Raw genomic sequence first — 14,502 nt, 5'->3', positions numbered from 1 at the left:
TTCAACACTGCCGAACGAGGAACGACCATGGCCCATCCCGCCCGCACCGCCCATTCCCTGAGCTCCACCCGCCGCACCCTGGCTGCCGCCCTGGCGGCGGGCATGGCCCTGGCCGCATGGCCCGGCGCCGCACAGGCCCAGGCCTGGCCGGCCAAATCGGTCACGCTGATCGTACCGTTCGCGGCAGGCGGCGGCGTCGATGCGACGGCCCGCCTGGTCAACGCCAAGCTGGGCGAGGTGCTGGGCCAGCCGATGGTGATCGACAACGTGGCCGGCGCCGCCGGCACCATCGGCACGCAGAAGGCGGCCCGTGCGCCGGCCGACGGCTACACGCTGCTGTTCGCCGTGGCCAGCCCGCTCAACGTGGCACCGCTGGTGGCGCCCTCGGCCGTGCGCTACGACACCTTCAAGGACTTCGCGCCCATCGCCACCGTCGGCTTCTCGCCCTTCGTGCTGGTCGGCAAGCCGCAGCTGCCGGCGCAGAGTGCCGCCGAGCTGATCACGTACGCCAAGGCGCACCCGGGGCAGCTGAATTTCGGCACCGACGGCGTGGGTACCTCGCTGCATGTGACGGCCGAGCTCATCAAGCAGCGCGCCGGCATCGACATCGTGCATGTGCCCTACAAGTCGGGCCCGCAGGTGCTGACCGACGTGGCCGGCGGCCAGCTGGACCTGGCGGTGCTGCCGCTGTCGCTGGCGTTGCCCTTCATCAAGGACGGCAAGATCAAGGGCCTGGGCGTCACCTCCGCCGCCCGCGCGCCCATCGCGCCGCAGGTGCCGGCCCTGGCCGAGACGCCGGCCCTGAAGGGCTTCGAGCTGGACTCCTGGCTGGGCATCCTGGCGCCCGCCAACGTGCCGGCCCCAGTCGCCGCGAAGCTGGCCGAGGCCATCCAGACCACGATGAAGGACCCCGAGGTGGTGCGCCGCCTGGGCGAGATCGCCGTGCGCCCCGTGGTGACCACCGGCCCGGCCTTCGGCGACTACCTGAAGAAGGAGCGCCAGACCATTCAGGACGTCGTGAACAAAGCCGGCATCAAGGCCGAATGACGATGAGGCCACCGACATGCCGCTGATCGCCCACGCCTGGATCGTCACGCCGCTGCTGCTGGCGGCCGGCGCGCTGATCGGCGCGACGGGCATCGGTGGCGTGCTGGTGGTGCCGCTCTTGACCACGCTGGGCGGCGTGCCGGCACCGCAGGCCATCGCGGCCTCGTCGCTGGCCTTCCTGCTGCCGGCGCTGGTGGCGCTCGGCCGCCTGCGGCAGCGGCCCGAACTGGCGCGCCGCTGCGTGCCGCTGCTCGCGGGTGCGCTCGTGGGTGCGGTGGTCGGCGCGCTGGTGGTGCGCTGGCTGCCGGTGCAGGTGCTGCTGGCGGGCGTCACGGCGCTGGTGCTGCTGGCAGGCTGGCGCGGGCTGCGGCCGGCGTCGGCCGGCGTCCACGAAGGCGCACCGACGCTGGGCAGCGGGGCGCTCGCGGCGCTGGGTGTGGCAGTCGGTGCCGGCTCGGCGTTGACGGGCACCGGCGGCCCGGTGCTGCTGCTGCCGCTGCTGATGCTGCTGCGCCAGCCGCTGGTCTTCGCGGTCGCCGCGGCGCAGGCGGTGCAGCTGCCGGTGGCCGTGTCCGCCAGCACCGTCCACGCGCTGGCCGGCCGGCTGGACTGGCGACTGGCGCTGATGTGCGGCCTGCTGCTGATGGCCGGAAGCCTGCTGGGCCAGCGCGCCGCGCGGCGGCTGCCCATCGCGCAACTGCAACGCGGCGTGGCCGTGCTGCTGCTGGCCACGGGTGGCTGGTTCGCCCTGCTGATCCTGAAGTGACACGTCCTTTCTGCGCCACGTTGTGAGCGCGCCTTTCCGAGCACCTTCTCCCATGCTGTCCGCTGACCAACTCCGCCTCGCCGGCGATGCCCCGCTCCTGATCGCCCCCGGCCACCTGCTGCAGCGGGGCGGCATGAGGCAGGGCCTGGCCGTCGCCGTGCAGCACGGCCGCTTCACGCAGGTCGGCCCGGTCGACGAGGTGCGGGCCGCCCATCCGGGCCTGCCGGTGTACGAGGCCCCGAACCATCTGCTGATGCCCGGCCTCATCGACACCCACACCCACCTCACGCAGGCCTTCGGCAAGTCGCTGGCCTTCGGCGAGCCGTCGGAGATCTTCCGCCGCATCTGGGTGCCGATGGAAGGCGTGCTGGACGAGCACGCCGCCTACCTGTCGGCCAAACTGGCCGCGCTGGAGTCGCTGCGCGGCGGCTTCACCACCGTGGTCGATGCCGGCACGCGCTCCGAAGAGGGCCTGGGCGGCGTGGCGCGGGCCGCGCGCGAGGTGGGCATCCGCTGCGTGCTGGGCCTGATCTGCAACGACGCCGGCAACACCGAGGGCGAGGCCGGCGCGCGCCGCATCCTCGACCGCGCGGCGGGCTTCCTTGCGGCGCACGAGCACGACCCGCTGGTGCACCCGTCATTGGCCATCTCCATCCCCGAGGCCGCCACCGACCGCATGCTGCACGACGTGGCCGCGCTCACCCGCGAGGCCGGCGCGCGCTTCCAGACCCATGTGAACGAGCACCTGGCCGCCGTCGAGCGCTCGCTGGTCGCGCGCGGCCTGCGTCCGCTGGAGCTGCTGCACGCCGTGGGCGCACTCAACGAGAGCGCGCTGCTCGCCCATGCCACGCTGCTGACTCCGCGCGAGCTGGGCCTGCTGCGCGACAGCGGCGCCGCCGTGGCCTACAACCCCGTGGCCAGCGCCTGGAAGGGCAATGCCGTGCTCGACGCCGGCCTCTTGCAGATGCTGGGCGTGCCCTTCGGCCTGGGCACCGACGGCACGCGCGCCGATGCGCTGCGCCTGATGGACGCCGCCGAGATGGCCCAGCGCCTGACCCAGGGCATCGCCAAGGGCGACTCCTCCTGCGGCGGCGGCTGGACCTGGCTGGACCATGCCGCGCACGAAGGGGCGCGCGCCGCCGGACTGGGCCACATCACCGGTCGCATCGAGGCCGGCCATGCCGCCGACTTCCTGCTGCTGGACGTGGACGTGCCCGAGTTCCTGCCCAGCTGGGACCTGGGCTGGGAGCTGGTGCGCTTTGCCAACCGCGACCAGATCGACGCCGTCTTCGTGCAGGGCGCGCTGCGGCTGTGGCAGGGCTGGCCGGTGGACTGGGACGCCCGCGCGCTGATGCGCGAGGTGACCACCATCGCCCGGCGCGACGTGGCGCGGGCGCCCATCCAGCGGGTGCATGCCACCTCGGACGCGCACCGCGCGCAGGCCCTGCACGCGCCCAGCAGCATTTAGCCCCGCGGGCTAGGATCGGCGGCTGACCCCAGAAGACCGCCGAGACAACGCCGCCCGCTGCATGACCGATCGCAAAGACCACCTCGACACCCGTGCCCTCCTGATCCTCGTCGCCTGCTGTGCGTTCTGGGGCCTGCAGCAGATCCTCATCAAGACCACCGTGGCCGAGGTGCCGCCCATGTGGCAGGCCACGCTGCGCATGGTGGGGGCCACCGTGCTGCTGCTGCTGTGGTGCGCGGTGCGCGGCGTGGCGCTGTTCCGGCGCGACGGGACGCTGGCGGCCGGGCTGCTGGCGGGGCTGCTGTTTTCCGGCGAGTTCATCTGCATCTACCTGGGCCTGCAGCTGACCACCGCCTCGCGGCTCACCGTCTTCCTCTACACCTCGCCCTTCTTCGTGGCCCTGCTGCTGCCGCGGCTGGTGCCGGCCGAACGGCTGCGGGGCGTGCAGTGGATCGGCCTGGCCCTGGCCTTCGCGGCCGTGGTGGTGGCCTTCAGCGAAAGCCTGGGCCATGCCCAGCCCGGGCAGTTGCGGGGCGACGCGCTGGCCCTGTTGGCGGGCCTGCTGTGGGGGCTGACCACGCTGGTGATCCGCAGCAGCCGGCTGGCCACCGCCAGTGCCGAGAAGACGCTGTTCTATCAACTGGCCGTCACGGCCGTGGTGGTACCGGTGGCCTCGCTGGTGCGCGGCGAGACCTGGGGCCTGGGCTATTCGGCCTACGCCTGGACCTCCATCGCGGCCCAGACCTTCATCGGTGCCTTCGCCAGCTACCTGGCCTGGATGTGGCTGCTGCGGCACTACCCGGCCACCCGCATCTCCCCCTTCACCTTCCTCACGCCGCTGTTCGCGCTGCTCTTCGGCGTGCTGCTGCTGCGCGAGCCGCTGACGGCGCAGCTGGTGGCGGCGTTGGCCGGTGTATCGGTGGGGCTGGTGTTGCTGAACCGCAGAGGCTGAAGCTCGACGTACAAACTGAAGAAAGTTTCTTCCATATGCAGGGGCGTCCGAACGGGCAGCCACCACCCCCTTTTCCATGAACAGCTCCCTCGACTTCCAGGCCGTCCTCGACGACATCGTCCACACCCTGCAGCCCGAGGCGGGGCGCGAGGGCAAGGTCGCCAGCTACATCCCCGCCCTGGCCCGCGTGGACGCCCACCGCTTCGGCATCGCGCTGCGCACCTGCGACGGCCACGAGGCCGTGGCAGGCGATGGCGATGTGCCTTTCTCGATCCAGAGCATCTCCAAGCTCTTCTCGCTCACGCTGGCCATGCGGCACATGCCCGAGGCCGAACTGTGGGCGCGCATCGGGCGCGAGCCTTCGGGCAATCCCTTCAACTCGCTGGTGCAGCTGGAGAGCGAGCAGGGCAAGCCGCGCAATCCCTTCATCAATGCCGGCGCCATCGCGGTGGCCGACCGCATCGTCGACCTCTACGGCGCCGATGCGCGGGACACGCTGCGCGGCTTCCTGAGCCACCTCGCGGGCGAGCCGGTCGTCTTCGACGAGGAGGTCGCCGCCTCCGAGGCCGCCACCGGCCACCGCAACCTGGCGCTGGCCCATTTCATGAAGAGCTTCGGCAAGCTGGACCACCCGGTGGCCGAGGTGCTGGACCTGTACTTCCACCAGTGCGCGCTGGCCCTGAGCTGCCGCCAGCTGGCCCGCGCCGCCAGCTACCTGGCCCGGGACGGCGCCCATCCTGCCAATGCCGACGAGCAGGTGGTGACCGAGCGCCAGACGCGGCGCATCAATGCGCTGATGCTCACCTGCGGCACCTATGACGCGGCGGGCGAGTTCGCCTTCCGCATCGGCCTGCCCTGCAAGAGCGGCGTGGGCGGCGGCATCGTGGCGGTGGTGCCGGACCGGCTCACGCTGTGCGTGTGGTCGCCCGCGCTCGATGGCACGGGCAATTCCCACCTGGGCATGAAGGCCCTCGAACTGTTCGTGGCCCGCACCGGGCTGTCCGTTTTCTGAGGATGCGAAGGAGCGAAAGATGAAGGTCGCAGTGATGGGCGCCGGCGCGGTCGGCTGCTACTACGGGGGCATGCTGGCCCGCGCGGGACATTCGGTGGTGCTGATCGGCCGGCCGGCCCATGTGGAGGCGGTGCGCGCCAAGGGCCTGCGCATGCAGACCACGCGCTTCGACGAGCAGGTACCGCTGCAGGCCGCGACCGGGCCCGAGGCCGTCGCTGGTGCCGACGTGGTGCTGTTCTGCGTGAAGTCGCCCGACACCGCGGCCGCAGGCGAACAGATGCGCCCGCACCTGCCGCCCGGCGCGCTGGTGCTGAGCCTGCAGAACGGCGTGGACAACGCCGAGCGCCTGCAGGCGGTGCTGCCGCAGCAGACGGTGGTGCCGGCCGTGGTCTACGTCGCCACCGAGATGGAAGGGCCCGGCCATCTGCGCCACCACGGCCGCGGCGAACTGGTGATCGGCCCGTCGGCGCGCAGTGCCGAGATTGCGGCCCTGCTGGAGGCCGCCGGCGTGCCCACCGAGGTGTCGCCGCAGGCCATCGGCGCGCTGTGGGCCAAGCTGATCCTCAATGCCGCCTACAACGCGATCTCGGCCATCACCCGCCAGCCCTATGGCGTAATCCATCCGGCGCCGGGCATCCTGCCGACGCTGCGCGCCATCGCCGACGAGTGCCTGGCCGTGGCGCAGGCCGACGGCGTGCAGGTGCCGGGCGATCCGTATGCCGCGGTCGACGCCATCGCGGCCACCATGCCGGCGCAGTTCTCCTCCACCGCCCAGGACCTGATGCGCGGCAAGCCCACCGAGATCGACCACATCAACGGCTATGTGGTGCGGCGCGGCGATGCGCTGGGCGTGCCGGTGCCGCTGAACCGGCTGCTGCACAGCGTGGTCCGGCTGCTGGAGACGCCGCCGGCGGCACGATGAACCGCAACCTCTGGCTGCTGACGGCCCTGCAGGGGCTGTTCCTCACCAACAACGTGACCTTCATCGCCATCAACGGCCTGGTGGGGCTGGCCCTCGCGCCCCATGGCTGGATGGCGACCTTGCCGGTCATGGGCTATGTGGTGGGCGGCGCGCTGTTCACCGCGCCGGTGGCCTGGGTGCAGGGGCGCCTCGGGCGCAAGACGGGCTTCTTCCTCGGCCTGCTCGTGGCGCTGGGCTCGGCCCTGCTGTGCGCCTTCGCGGCCTTCACGCGCCAGTTCTGGCTGCTGTGCGCCGCCACGCTGCTGGCGGGCTACTACTCGGCCAACGGCCAGCTCTACCGCTTCACTTCGGCCGAGCTGTGCGCGCCGGCCATGCGCAGCAAGGCGGTGTCGTACGTGATGGCGGGTGGGCTGATCGGCGCCATCGTCGGGCCCAACCTGGCGGCCCGCACGCGCGACCTCACGGCCGCGCCCTTCGTCGGCGCCTACCTGGCGCTGGCGGTGGTCGCGCTGCTGGCCATGGGCCTGCTGGCCCTGATGCGCTTTCCGCCGCCGCTGGCCACCTCGTCGGCCTCCGCCGGCCGCAGCGTGGCGCAACTGCTGCGGCAGCCCACCTTCCTGGTTGCGGCGATGGGCGGCGCGCTGGCCTATGGCGTGATGAACCTGCTGATGGCGGCCACGCCGCTGGCCATGCAGCAGTGCGGCCTGCCCTTCTCGGACGCGGCCTTCGTGCTGGAGTGGCATGTGATCGGCATGTTCGCGCCCGGCTTCTTCACCGGCCACCTGATCCAGCGCTTCGGCACGCTGCCGATCATGGGCACGGGCGTGCTGCTGAACATGCTGTGCGTGGCCATCGCGCTGTCGGGCGTGGAACTGCACCACTTCACCATCGCGCTCTTCCTGCTGGGCGTGGGCTGGAACTTCCTGTTCACCGGCAGCACCACGCTCTCGCTGCAATCGCACACGCCGCAGGAGCGCAACCGGGCGCAGGGGGCGATGAACTTCCTGCAGTTCGCCGTGCTGGCGGGCACCTCCTTCGCGTCGGGTGCCCTGGTCACCACGCGGGGTTGGACGCTGCTGAACCTGGGCTCTGTGCTGCCGCTGGGCCTGATCGCGGCGGCGCTGCTGTGGCTGGGGCTGCGTCCGGCTCAACCTTCCGGCAGCGCAGCGAACCAGTCGCGGTAGGGCGTGTTGCGGGCCATGCGGCGGTTGAAGTCGGGCGCGCCGTCGGTCCACCACACCGGACCGCGCTCGCCCAGGGCCCGCTTGGCCTGGTCGACCTGTTCGCGCGCGGCCTGGCGCTCGGCTTCGGAGCGACGGCCGCGCAGGGCACGGCGGGCGTCCATCAGTTGGCGCACCAGGGCGTCGCGCTTGTCTTGCGGCAGGTCCGGGTTGGCCTTGCGCCAGAGCCGGCCCCGCACGACGAAGTAGCGCCCGTCGGGCGTGGTGGGATGGCCGCCGGTGTGTGCACCAGCGGCGGCGGCCGAGCTCGTGCGGCCCAGCCGGATCGGGCCGCGCAACGCCGCTTCGGGTGACAAAGCTCGGCCATGCTGGCGGATCTCCAGATTGCCCTGCCTCGCCATCTCGATGGCAACAGCCCGGACCTGCGGCATGAGCGGTCGCCAATCGTCCGCCGACAGCGCACGGGCCACCTCCGAGGGGCAGACCGTCGCCTCGGTGGCACGGCGTTCAAGCAGGTCGGCGATGGTGAGGCGGACGGTGGCGTCGGTCGGGCGCATGACGGCATCGTCACACGGGCGGGCCCCCCACGCTGTCGGCGGAAGCCGGGCCCAGATCCAGCCTCTTCCACGCCGCCATCACCTCGATCTGCTTGCGCAGCCAGTCCTCGGGCGCCACGCTGGTTCCCCAATGGTGCAGGCGCCCGACGCCCTCGCCCAGGTTCCAGAGATGGCGCAGCTGGATGAACAACGGCAGGGCCGCCAGATCCGCGTCGGTGATCAAGCCACCCGCAGCGCGGTAGCCGGCCAGATAGTGCGTCCAGCGCTCGCGCAGCAGGTCGTCGGCTTCGCGCAGGCCCTTGCGGAGCAGGTAGGACCAAGGCATCACGCCCAGGTCGTAGGCCAGGAAGCCCGGCCCCGCATCGTCGAAGTCGAAGAGGACCGCGCGCTTGCTGCCCGCTTCGTCGGCCACCACATGGTTGTTGAAACCATGGGTGTCGCCGTGGCACAGCACGCGGGTCAGCGCGGGCTCGGCCGCGGCAAGCTCCTCCAGCAAGGAACCGATCAGCGATTCGTAGCTGGCGAGCACGCCGGCATCGAGGCCGGGATAGGCCCGCAACCAGGCGAGCGTGCGGCCGGCCAAGCCGTGGCCATCGAGTGCGTAGAGGCTGGGCGGGCCGGCGTAGTCCCGCGCGGCGGCATGCATGCGGGCCAGCACCTCGCCGGTCGCGGCGAAGTCGTCCAGAGCGTCCGGCACGGCGCCTTCGACGTGGTGGAAGAGTGCCAACCCGCGCTCGCCTTCGGGACACGGCAGACGCACATGCGAGCCGCCCGCCGTCGTATCGACGGGGGCGGCCACGCCCACGCCGCGGCCTTGCAGGTGCTTCAGCAGCGCGGTCTCGAAATCGACGTTGAAGGGGCCACGCGGGCGGATGGTATAGAGCCGCGCCACGTGGCGCACGCCACCCGCCACGCGCAGGGCGTAGTTGTCATTGAGACCACGGCGGATCAGCACACAGTGCTCCACCGCCAACCCATAGTGCCGCTGCGCCCAGCCCGCCACGGAACGCGCGGCGACGGTGGTGTGGGCGGGGACAAGCTCGGGATCGCACGCGTCGGAAGTGGCCATGGTTCGCTTTCTGCAGCCCATGCCGACCCGCGGCGGATGCACGCAGGTCGACACGGGGCGCGGAGTCTAAGTGGCACCGGCTTCGGCGATGCCAAAGACGCGCGCTCACCATGGCCCACCCCAACGACTTCGAGCAACTGTCGTCAGGCAACCGCCGGCTCGGCCACCTTGTCAGCCGCCGCGGGTGCCGGCCCCACGTACACCGACTGCGGCCGGATCAGCCGCCCGCGCTGCACCTGCTCGCGCGCATGCGCCACCCAGCCGCCGACCCGGCCGGCCGCGAAGACGGCGGTGAAGGCCTCGCGCGGCAGGCCCACGGCTTCGAGCAGCAGGGCGGTGTAGAACTCGACATTGGTCTCCAGCACCCGGCCCGGCTTGCGGGCCTGCAGCGAGGCGAGGGCGGCGCGCTCCACGGCCTCGGCCAGCGCAACGCGGCCGGCTTCCACACCGCCAGCCTGGGCCAGTTGGCGCAGCGCCTTCTTCAGCGCGTCGGCACGCGGATCGCGCACCCGGTAGATGCGGTGGCCGAAGCCCATCAGCCGCTCGCCGCGGTCCAGCGCGGCGTCCAGCCAGAGCGCGGCCGCATCGGCATGGCCGATGGCATCGAGCATGTCCAGCACCGGCCCGGGCGCGCCGCCATGCAGCGGGCCCTTGAGCGCGCTCAGGCCCGCGAGCACGGCCGAGGCCAGGCCGGCGCCCGTGGACGCGACGACACGCGCGGCGAAGGTCGAGGCGTTGAGGCCGTGGTCGGCCACCGTGACCAGGTAGGCGTTGAGCGCCGCCGCCTGGGCCGACGTGGCCGGCCGGCCAGACACCATGCGCAGGAAGTCGGCCGCATGGGAAGCCTCGGGCTCGGGCGCAAGGGCCGACTCGCCCGCCTTCCAGCGCAGGACCGCTGCCGTGAAGACGACGGGCGCCGCCACTAGGCGCAAGGCCGTAGGCAGATCGTCGCCGTCGGGCACGCGGGCGAGAAGGGCGCGCATGGCTTCCAGCGGCGTCAGGGCCGACAGCGCGGCGCGATCGTCCGCGCGCAGCAGGGCCGCCACGTCGGTGCGCGCACGGCCCAGCGCGAGGGCCAGCTCCGGCGCCGCAGGCAGCTGCGCGAAGAAGCCCTGCCAGAGCAGCGCCAGCACCTCTTCGTAGCGCCAGCGGCCAGCGATGTCGTCCAGCACATGGCCGCGCAGCACCAGCCGGCCCGCGGCGCCGTCCACCTCGGACAGCACCGTGTGGGCCGCCACCACGCCCTCGAGCCCGTTGTTGTCATCGTCCGTCATGTCGCCGCCTTTCGTGTGTCGTTGGGGATGCGAGGCATTGTGGAAACCGCACAATGTTGACGTCAATCTTGATTCATTTCATCAACATGACCGCTGCCGAGAAGCTGCCGCTGTGGCTGCCTGCCGCCGATGCTCTGGCCTTGCTGAAAGTGCGTCCGCAGACGCTCTATGCCAACGTGAGCCGCGGGCGCATCCGCACGCGGGCTGACACGGCCGACCCGCGGCGCAGCCTCTACCACCGCGACGACGTGCAACGCCTGGCAGCGCGCCGGCAGGGCCGGCGCAGCGACGCAGCGCTGGCGGGAGAGGCCATCCAGTGGGGCGAGCCGGTGCTGGCTTCGGGCATTTCGACGGTGGTGGCCGGGCGGCTCTACTACCGCGGGCAGGATGCCTGTGCGCTGGCAGAAGAGGGCACGCTGGAGCAGGTGTCCGCGCTGCTGTGGGACGGGCCGGCGTATCCCTTTGCCTCGCCGGGACCGACGGGCGCACCGGCTTCGTCCACCGCCCCACTTGCGAGCGCGATGACGGCGCTGGCCGTGCGTGCCGCGGCGGATCCGCCAGCGCGGGGGCGGGGCCGCCTCGCGCTGCTCCATGAAGCAGCAGGGCTCATGGGCCTGCTGGCCGATGCACTGGCCGGCCCGTCGCACGGCGAGCGGGTGCACGAGCGCCTGGCCGCCGTCTGGCGCCGGCCGAAGGCCGCCGACCTGATCCGGCGCGCGCTGGTGCTGCTGGCCGACCACGAACTCAATGCCTCCACCTTCGCGACGCGCGTCACGGCCTCCACCGGCGCCTCGCTGGCTGCCAGCGTGTTGAGTGGCCTCGCGGCGCTGAGCGGCCCACTTCATGGCGGCGCGGCCCGTGCCACGCTGGGCCTGGTCCGCGCGGCCGAGCGCGAGGGCGTGGACGCGGCGATGCACGAATGGCTGTCGCTGGGCCGGCGGCTGCCCGCTTTCGGCCATCCGCTCTATCCGCAGGGCGATGTGCGATGCCAGGCGCTGCTCGCCCGCATCGATCTGCCTGCGCCCTATGCCGAATTGCGGGAGGTGGGCGAGCGATTGATGGGCGAAAAGGCCAACGTGGACTTCGCACTCGCGGCGCTCACCACCGCCCACCGGCTGCCGGCGCATGCGTCGCTGGTGCTGTTCGCCCTGGCGCGTGCCGTGGGCTGGATCGCCCATGCGCTGGAGCAGCAGGCCACGGGCACGCTGATCCGGCCGCGTGCGCGCTATACCGGGCCGGCGCCGGGCGCCTCCGCCGCACGTTGAACGAAGCCCCGCAGCCAGCGCGGACCAGCACGGCGTGACTGGATGGACGACGCGATCCGGCGCGCCCTTCAACCCACCTGGCCCGCCATCTCCATCAGCATGTCCACCACCCGCCGCACCGGACCGCCGGCGGGCTCCTGGGTTCGGTGTCCGATCACCAGCTGACGCACCAGCCGGGGGCTGAGCGGCAGCACCCGCACGCGCGAGCCGGCGGCCTCCTCATGGCTGGCCCGCAGCGGCAGCAGCGCGGCGCCATAGCCGGCCTCGACCAGGCCGCGCATCGCGACGTCGTAGTTGTGCTCGATGCGAGCCCGCGGTGAGAAGCCGGCGCGACCGAACCATTCGAGCGTGAGCGTCTGCATGCGCGTGCCGGGCTCGTTCATGATGAGCGGCCGCTGCGCCAGCCAGGCCGGCGTGGCGCGCTTGGGCAAGGCCGGCCACACCGCCGGCACCAGCGCCCGCATCTCGTGGCGCAACCAGGGCGTGAAGCGCACGCCGGGCAGAGCCGGCTGGGGCAGGGCGACCACCGCCAGGTCCACCGCGCCGCCCACCAGCCCGGTGGCCGAGTCGGCCGAGCCCACGAACACGGGCGACAGCTCGATGCCCGGGTAGCGGGCGGCCAGCGCCTCGAAGACCGGCGGCAGCAGGTCGACCACCACGCTGGTGGTGGAGACGCCGATGCGCACCCGCCCCTCCAGGCCCGCATGCCGCCGCCGGGCGGCGTCCATGGCTTCGTCGGCATCGCGCAACAGGCGACGGCCACGCTCGACCAGCTCGGCGCCGGCTGGCGTGGGCTGCACATGCCGCGGTGAGCGCAGCAGCAGCGGCACGCCCAGCCGCGACTCCAGCTCGCTCACATGCAGGCTCACGGTGGGTTGGGCCAGGTGCAGGGCCTGGGCGGCGGCCGAGAAGCTGCCGAGGTCGGCGATGGCGACCAGGGTGCGCACCTGGTCGAGGTTCAATTGGCGCATCAGGCATTCTGATCGCAGCCCTCAGAACTCTCAACTTCTCCGATGCTGCGCCGCGGCGCATGATCGCGGCTCCTTTCACCACCTCGTGCCAGAAACACACGCCAGGAGCCGATCATGAACACCCTCGTGCTGCAACCCGCCACCGCCCGCCCGAGCGCCGCCGTGACCCGCCGCGCCATCGCGCCAGGTGCCGTGCCGCGCGAGACCCTGGTCGAGGCCCCGGCGGCTGCGGCACGCACCGGGCTGCTTCAGCGCCTGTGCGAGGCGGCGGCCGAGCGGCGCATGCGCCGCATCCGCACACGTCGCCTGCGGGAAGAGGGCGCGTTGCTGATGGCCATGGGCCAGCACGAGCTCAACGACCTGGGCGTGGGCCGCTGCGAACTGCTCGGCCATCTGGGCCGCTGAGGCGGGGCCTCAGGGCCGCTGCGTGGTGGCGATCAGCCGCGCATCGCGCAGCGCCGCCGTGCGGTGATGCACGATGGCCCGGTACTCGGGCGACTGGATCATGGCGGCGAAGGCGTCGCGCGTGGGGTACTCCACCAGCAGCACTTCGTCCCAGGACTCGCCGGGCGGCGCCACCAGCGCATGACGCGCATCGCCGACCCAGCGAACCTGCCCGCCGACCTTCGCCAGCAGCGGCACCACCGCCTCGCTGTAGGTGGCGTAGGCGGCGCGGCCCGAGCGCACCGGCGCGCCCGGTGCATCGGCGGCCTGCGCGCGGAAGGCCAGCAGGTTGAGCATGAGCACCGGGGTGTCCGCCGGCACCTGGTCGAACAACTGCTTGAAGCTGTCGCGCGTCGGATCGATGGCGACGCGGTCGAAAGGCAGCGACATGGACATTCAGGTCTCCGTTCAAGGTGCCTCCACGCAGGGCCGTGGATGGGCGCTCGCCCATGTTGACCGGCGCGCGCGCCCGGCGCTGTTGCGCCGGTGACAGCGCGGGCGGCGCGGCATCGACGCGAACGCCCGATGGCCCTGTTGGGCGAACGCGGGCTCAGGCCGGCCGTCCCGCGCCCGCCCAGCGGGCCACGATGCGCGCCGCTTCGGCGATCACGGCCTCGTCCGCCGGCGCATCGGCCTTCGGCCGCGTCGTGTAGATGGCCAGCGCCAGCGGTGCCATGCCCGGTCGCCACACGATGCCGATGTCGCTGGCCGAGCCGTGAGCGCCGGTGCCCGTCTTGTCACCCACGGTCCAGGCCGCCGGCACGCCCGCGCGGATGCGCCGTGCGCCCGTGGTGTTGCCACGCAGCCAGTCGGCCAGTTGCTGGCGCTCGCGCGGCGGCAGGCCCTCGCCCACCACCAGCCGCTGCAGCAGCCGGGCCATGGCCTCGGGCGTGGTGGTGTCGCGCTCGTCGCCCGGAATCGCGCTGTTGAGTGCGGGTTCGATGCGGTCGAGCCGGAAGGCGCTGTCGCCCTGGCTGCGCGCGAAGGCGGTGAGCGCCTGCGGGCCGCCACTCTGGGCCATCAGCAGGTTGGCGGCGCCGTTGTCGCTGTACTGCACCGTGGCGGCGCAGAGTTCGGCCACGGTCATGCCCTCGCCCACATGGCGCTCGGTGACGGGCGAATAGCTGACCAGGTCGGCCTTGGCATAGCGCACGCGGTGGGCCAGCCAGTCCGGCTGCCGACGGCTGCGGTCCAGCATGGACGCCGCCAGCACGGCCTTGAAGCTGCTGCACATGGGAAAGCGTTCGCCCGCACGATGGCCCAGCGTGGCGCCGGAGCCGGTGTCGAGCGCGAACACGCCGAGCCGGTCATCGAAGCCTTCGTCCAGGGCGTTCAGCGCGGCCTGCGCCTCGCGGTCGGCGGGCGCGGCGGCGGTGGCGCATGCTGTCGTGGCCAGCACCAGCGGCGCGGCGGCGAGGGCGGACAGAAGGCGACGGCGCTGCGCGAGTTCAAGAGAAGCAGCCGGGTAGTGGAAGGTCATGGAGATCCTGTGGACAGATGATGGGTGCGGGAAGGCCGCCCACAATGCGGGGCAGGCGGTCAAGGGCAAGGGCAAGGGCGTCGCGACGAGCCCG

The 14,502-nt window shown here is 72.3% G+C and carries 15 protein-coding genes; 9 read left to right on the top strand and 6 right to left on the bottom strand.

Features of this window, described 5'->3' with window-relative positions; genetic code table 11:
- Positions 1 to 27: 27 nt before the first annotated feature.
- The 7 genes from ACT54X_RS00775 (at position 28) to ACT54X_RS00745 (ending at position 7,351) form a co-directional block, all read left to right on the top strand.
- Positions 28 to 1,047 carry a Bug family tripartite tricarboxylate transporter substrate binding protein gene (locus ACT54X_RS00775; RefSeq protein ID WP_294366253.1) on the top strand — a complete coding sequence of 340 codons (1,020 nt, stop codon included), beginning with the start codon at positions 28 to 30 and terminating at the stop codon, positions 1,045 to 1,047.
- 16 nt (positions 1,048 to 1,063) lie between these two features.
- The gene (locus tag ACT54X_RS00770) at positions 1,064 to 1,813 is read left to right on the top strand and encodes a sulfite exporter TauE/SafE family protein (RefSeq protein WP_294366251.1); all 750 of its coding nucleotides are present in this window, start codon (positions 1,064 to 1,066) and stop codon (positions 1,811 to 1,813) included.
- 52 nt (positions 1,814 to 1,865) lie between these two features.
- The gene (locus ACT54X_RS00765; protein WP_294366250.1) at positions 1,866 to 3,281 is read left to right on the top strand and encodes an amidohydrolase family protein; all 1,416 of its coding nucleotides are present in this window, start codon (positions 1,866 to 1,868) and stop codon (positions 3,279 to 3,281) included.
- A gap of 61 nt (positions 3,282 to 3,342) precedes the next feature.
- On the top strand, positions 3,343 to 4,233 hold the full coding sequence (locus ACT54X_RS00760; protein WP_234193618.1) for a DMT family transporter: 891 nt from the start codon (positions 3,343 to 3,345) through the stop codon (positions 4,231 to 4,233).
- Positions 4,234 to 4,309: 76 nt separating this feature from the next.
- Positions 4,310 to 5,245 (top strand): glutaminase, encoded by a 936-nt coding sequence (locus tag ACT54X_RS00755; protein WP_294366248.1) that lies wholly within the window; start codon positions 4,310 to 4,312, stop codon positions 5,243 to 5,245.
- A gap of 19 nt (positions 5,246 to 5,264) precedes the next feature.
- Positions 5,265 to 6,167: a ketopantoate reductase family protein gene (locus tag ACT54X_RS00750; protein ID WP_294366247.1), complete on the top strand. Its 903-nt coding sequence runs from the start codon at positions 5,265 to 5,267 to the stop codon at positions 6,165 to 6,167.
- Complete coding sequence (locus ACT54X_RS00745) at positions 6,164 to 7,351, top strand: MFS transporter (protein WP_294366246.1); 1,188 nt, start codon at positions 6,164 to 6,166, stop codon at positions 7,349 to 7,351. The genes ACT54X_RS00750 and ACT54X_RS00745 overlap by 4 nt, the downstream gene beginning before the upstream one ends.
- On the opposite strand, the gene ACT54X_RS00740 is transcribed toward ACT54X_RS00745, so the two are convergent.
- The 3 genes from ACT54X_RS00740 to ACT54X_RS00730 all read right to left on the bottom strand — a co-directional run bounded on the left by ACT54X_RS00740 (position 7,315) and on the right by ACT54X_RS00730 (position 10,248).
- A complete protein-coding gene (locus tag ACT54X_RS00740) occupies positions 7,315 to 7,905 on the bottom strand; it encodes a DUF3253 domain-containing protein (protein ID WP_294366245.1) in 591 nt (196 codons plus the stop codon). The genes ACT54X_RS00745 and ACT54X_RS00740 overlap by 37 nt on opposite strands.
- A 10-nt stretch (positions 7,906 to 7,915) precedes the next feature.
- Positions 7,916 to 8,974, bottom strand: a complete 1,059-nt coding sequence (locus ACT54X_RS00735) for a phosphotransferase enzyme family protein (protein WP_294366244.1) — start codon at positions 8,972 to 8,974, stop codon at positions 7,916 to 7,918.
- 143 nt (positions 8,975 to 9,117) lie between these two features.
- Positions 9,118 to 10,248, bottom strand: a complete 1,131-nt coding sequence (locus tag ACT54X_RS00730; RefSeq protein WP_294366243.1) for a citrate synthase/methylcitrate synthase — start codon at positions 10,246 to 10,248, stop codon at positions 9,118 to 9,120.
- Positions 10,249 to 10,334: 86 nt separating this feature from the next.
- Between ACT54X_RS00730 and ACT54X_RS00725 the strand changes: the two genes are divergently transcribed.
- Positions 10,335 to 11,513 (top strand): citrate synthase, encoded by a 1,179-nt coding sequence (locus ACT54X_RS00725; protein ID WP_476344488.1) that lies wholly within the window; start codon positions 10,335 to 10,337, stop codon positions 11,511 to 11,513.
- A gap of 68 nt (positions 11,514 to 11,581) precedes the next feature.
- On the opposite strand, the gene ACT54X_RS00720 is transcribed toward ACT54X_RS00725, so the two are convergent.
- Complete coding sequence (locus ACT54X_RS00720; RefSeq protein WP_294366240.1) at positions 11,582 to 12,484, bottom strand: LysR family transcriptional regulator; 903 nt, start codon at positions 12,482 to 12,484, stop codon at positions 11,582 to 11,584.
- A 114-nt stretch (positions 12,485 to 12,598) separates the two neighbouring features.
- On the opposite strand from ACT54X_RS00720, the gene ACT54X_RS00715 reads away from it, so the two are divergent.
- Positions 12,599 to 12,889 (top strand): hypothetical protein, encoded by a 291-nt coding sequence (locus ACT54X_RS00715; protein ID WP_476344486.1) that lies wholly within the window; start codon positions 12,599 to 12,601, stop codon positions 12,887 to 12,889.
- Between the two features lie 9 nt (positions 12,890 to 12,898).
- On the opposite strand, the gene ACT54X_RS00710 is transcribed toward ACT54X_RS00715, so the two are convergent.
- Together ACT54X_RS00710 and bla are read right to left on the bottom strand one after the other, a co-directional pair.
- Positions 12,899 to 13,324 (bottom strand): DUF1330 domain-containing protein, encoded by a 426-nt coding sequence (locus tag ACT54X_RS00710; RefSeq protein ID WP_294366235.1) that lies wholly within the window; start codon positions 13,322 to 13,324, stop codon positions 12,899 to 12,901.
- A 154-nt stretch (positions 13,325 to 13,478) separates the two neighbouring features.
- Complete coding sequence (gene bla / locus ACT54X_RS00705) at positions 13,479 to 14,408, bottom strand: class A beta-lactamase (RefSeq protein ID WP_294366233.1); 930 nt, start codon at positions 14,406 to 14,408, stop codon at positions 13,479 to 13,481.
- Positions 14,409 to 14,502: the final 94 nt, after the last annotated feature.

It is taken from the genome of Pseudacidovorax sp. DMC4 (genome assembly GCF_056314265.1).
The sequence above is the reverse complement of the archived record's forward strand: the minus strand, read 5'-3'. Positions and strand labels throughout refer to the sequence as shown.

Excerpts from the sequence above, each read along its gene's own strand:
- ACT54X_RS00775 (WP_294366253.1), top strand. The coding sequence starts at position 28 with ATGGCCCATCCCGCCCGCACCGCCCATTCCCTGAGCTCCACCCGCCGC.
- ACT54X_RS00770 (WP_294366251.1), top strand. The coding sequence starts at position 1,064 with ATGCCGCTGATCGCCCACGCCTGGATCGTCACGCCGCTGCTGCTGGCG.
- ACT54X_RS00765 (WP_294366250.1), top strand. The coding sequence starts at position 1,866 with ATGCTGTCCGCTGACCAACTCCGCCTCGCCGGCGATGCCCCGCTCCTG.
- ACT54X_RS00760 (WP_234193618.1), top strand. The coding sequence starts at position 3,343 with ATGACCGATCGCAAAGACCACCTCGACACCCGTGCCCTCCTGATCCTC.
- ACT54X_RS00755 (WP_294366248.1), top strand. The coding sequence starts at position 4,310 with ATGAACAGCTCCCTCGACTTCCAGGCCGTCCTCGACGACATCGTCCAC.
- ACT54X_RS00750 (WP_294366247.1), top strand. The coding sequence starts at position 5,265 with ATGAAGGTCGCAGTGATGGGCGCCGGCGCGGTCGGCTGCTACTACGGG.
- ACT54X_RS00745 (WP_294366246.1), top strand. The coding sequence starts at position 6,164 with ATGAACCGCAACCTCTGGCTGCTGACGGCCCTGCAGGGGCTGTTCCTC.
- ACT54X_RS00740 (WP_294366245.1), bottom strand. The coding sequence starts at position 7,905 with ATGCGCCCGACCGACGCCACCGTCCGCCTCACCATCGCCGACCTGCTT.
- ACT54X_RS00735 (WP_294366244.1), bottom strand. The coding sequence starts at position 8,974 with ATGGCCACTTCCGACGCGTGCGATCCCGAGCTTGTCCCCGCCCACACC.
- ACT54X_RS00730 (WP_294366243.1), bottom strand. The coding sequence starts at position 10,248 with ATGACGGACGATGACAACAACGGGCTCGAGGGCGTGGTGGCGGCCCAC.
- ACT54X_RS00725 (WP_476344488.1), top strand. The coding sequence starts at position 10,335 with ATGACCGCTGCCGAGAAGCTGCCGCTGTGGCTGCCTGCCGCCGATGCT.
- ACT54X_RS00720 (WP_294366240.1), bottom strand. The coding sequence starts at position 12,484 with ATGCGCCAATTGAACCTCGACCAGGTGCGCACCCTGGTCGCCATCGCC.
- ACT54X_RS00715 (WP_476344486.1), top strand. The coding sequence starts at position 12,599 with ATGAACACCCTCGTGCTGCAACCCGCCACCGCCCGCCCGAGCGCCGCC.
- ACT54X_RS00710 (WP_294366235.1), bottom strand. The coding sequence starts at position 13,324 with ATGTCCATGTCGCTGCCTTTCGACCGCGTCGCCATCGATCCGACGCGC.
- bla (WP_294366233.1), bottom strand. The coding sequence starts at position 14,408 with ATGACCTTCCACTACCCGGCTGCTTCTCTTGAACTCGCGCAGCGCCGT.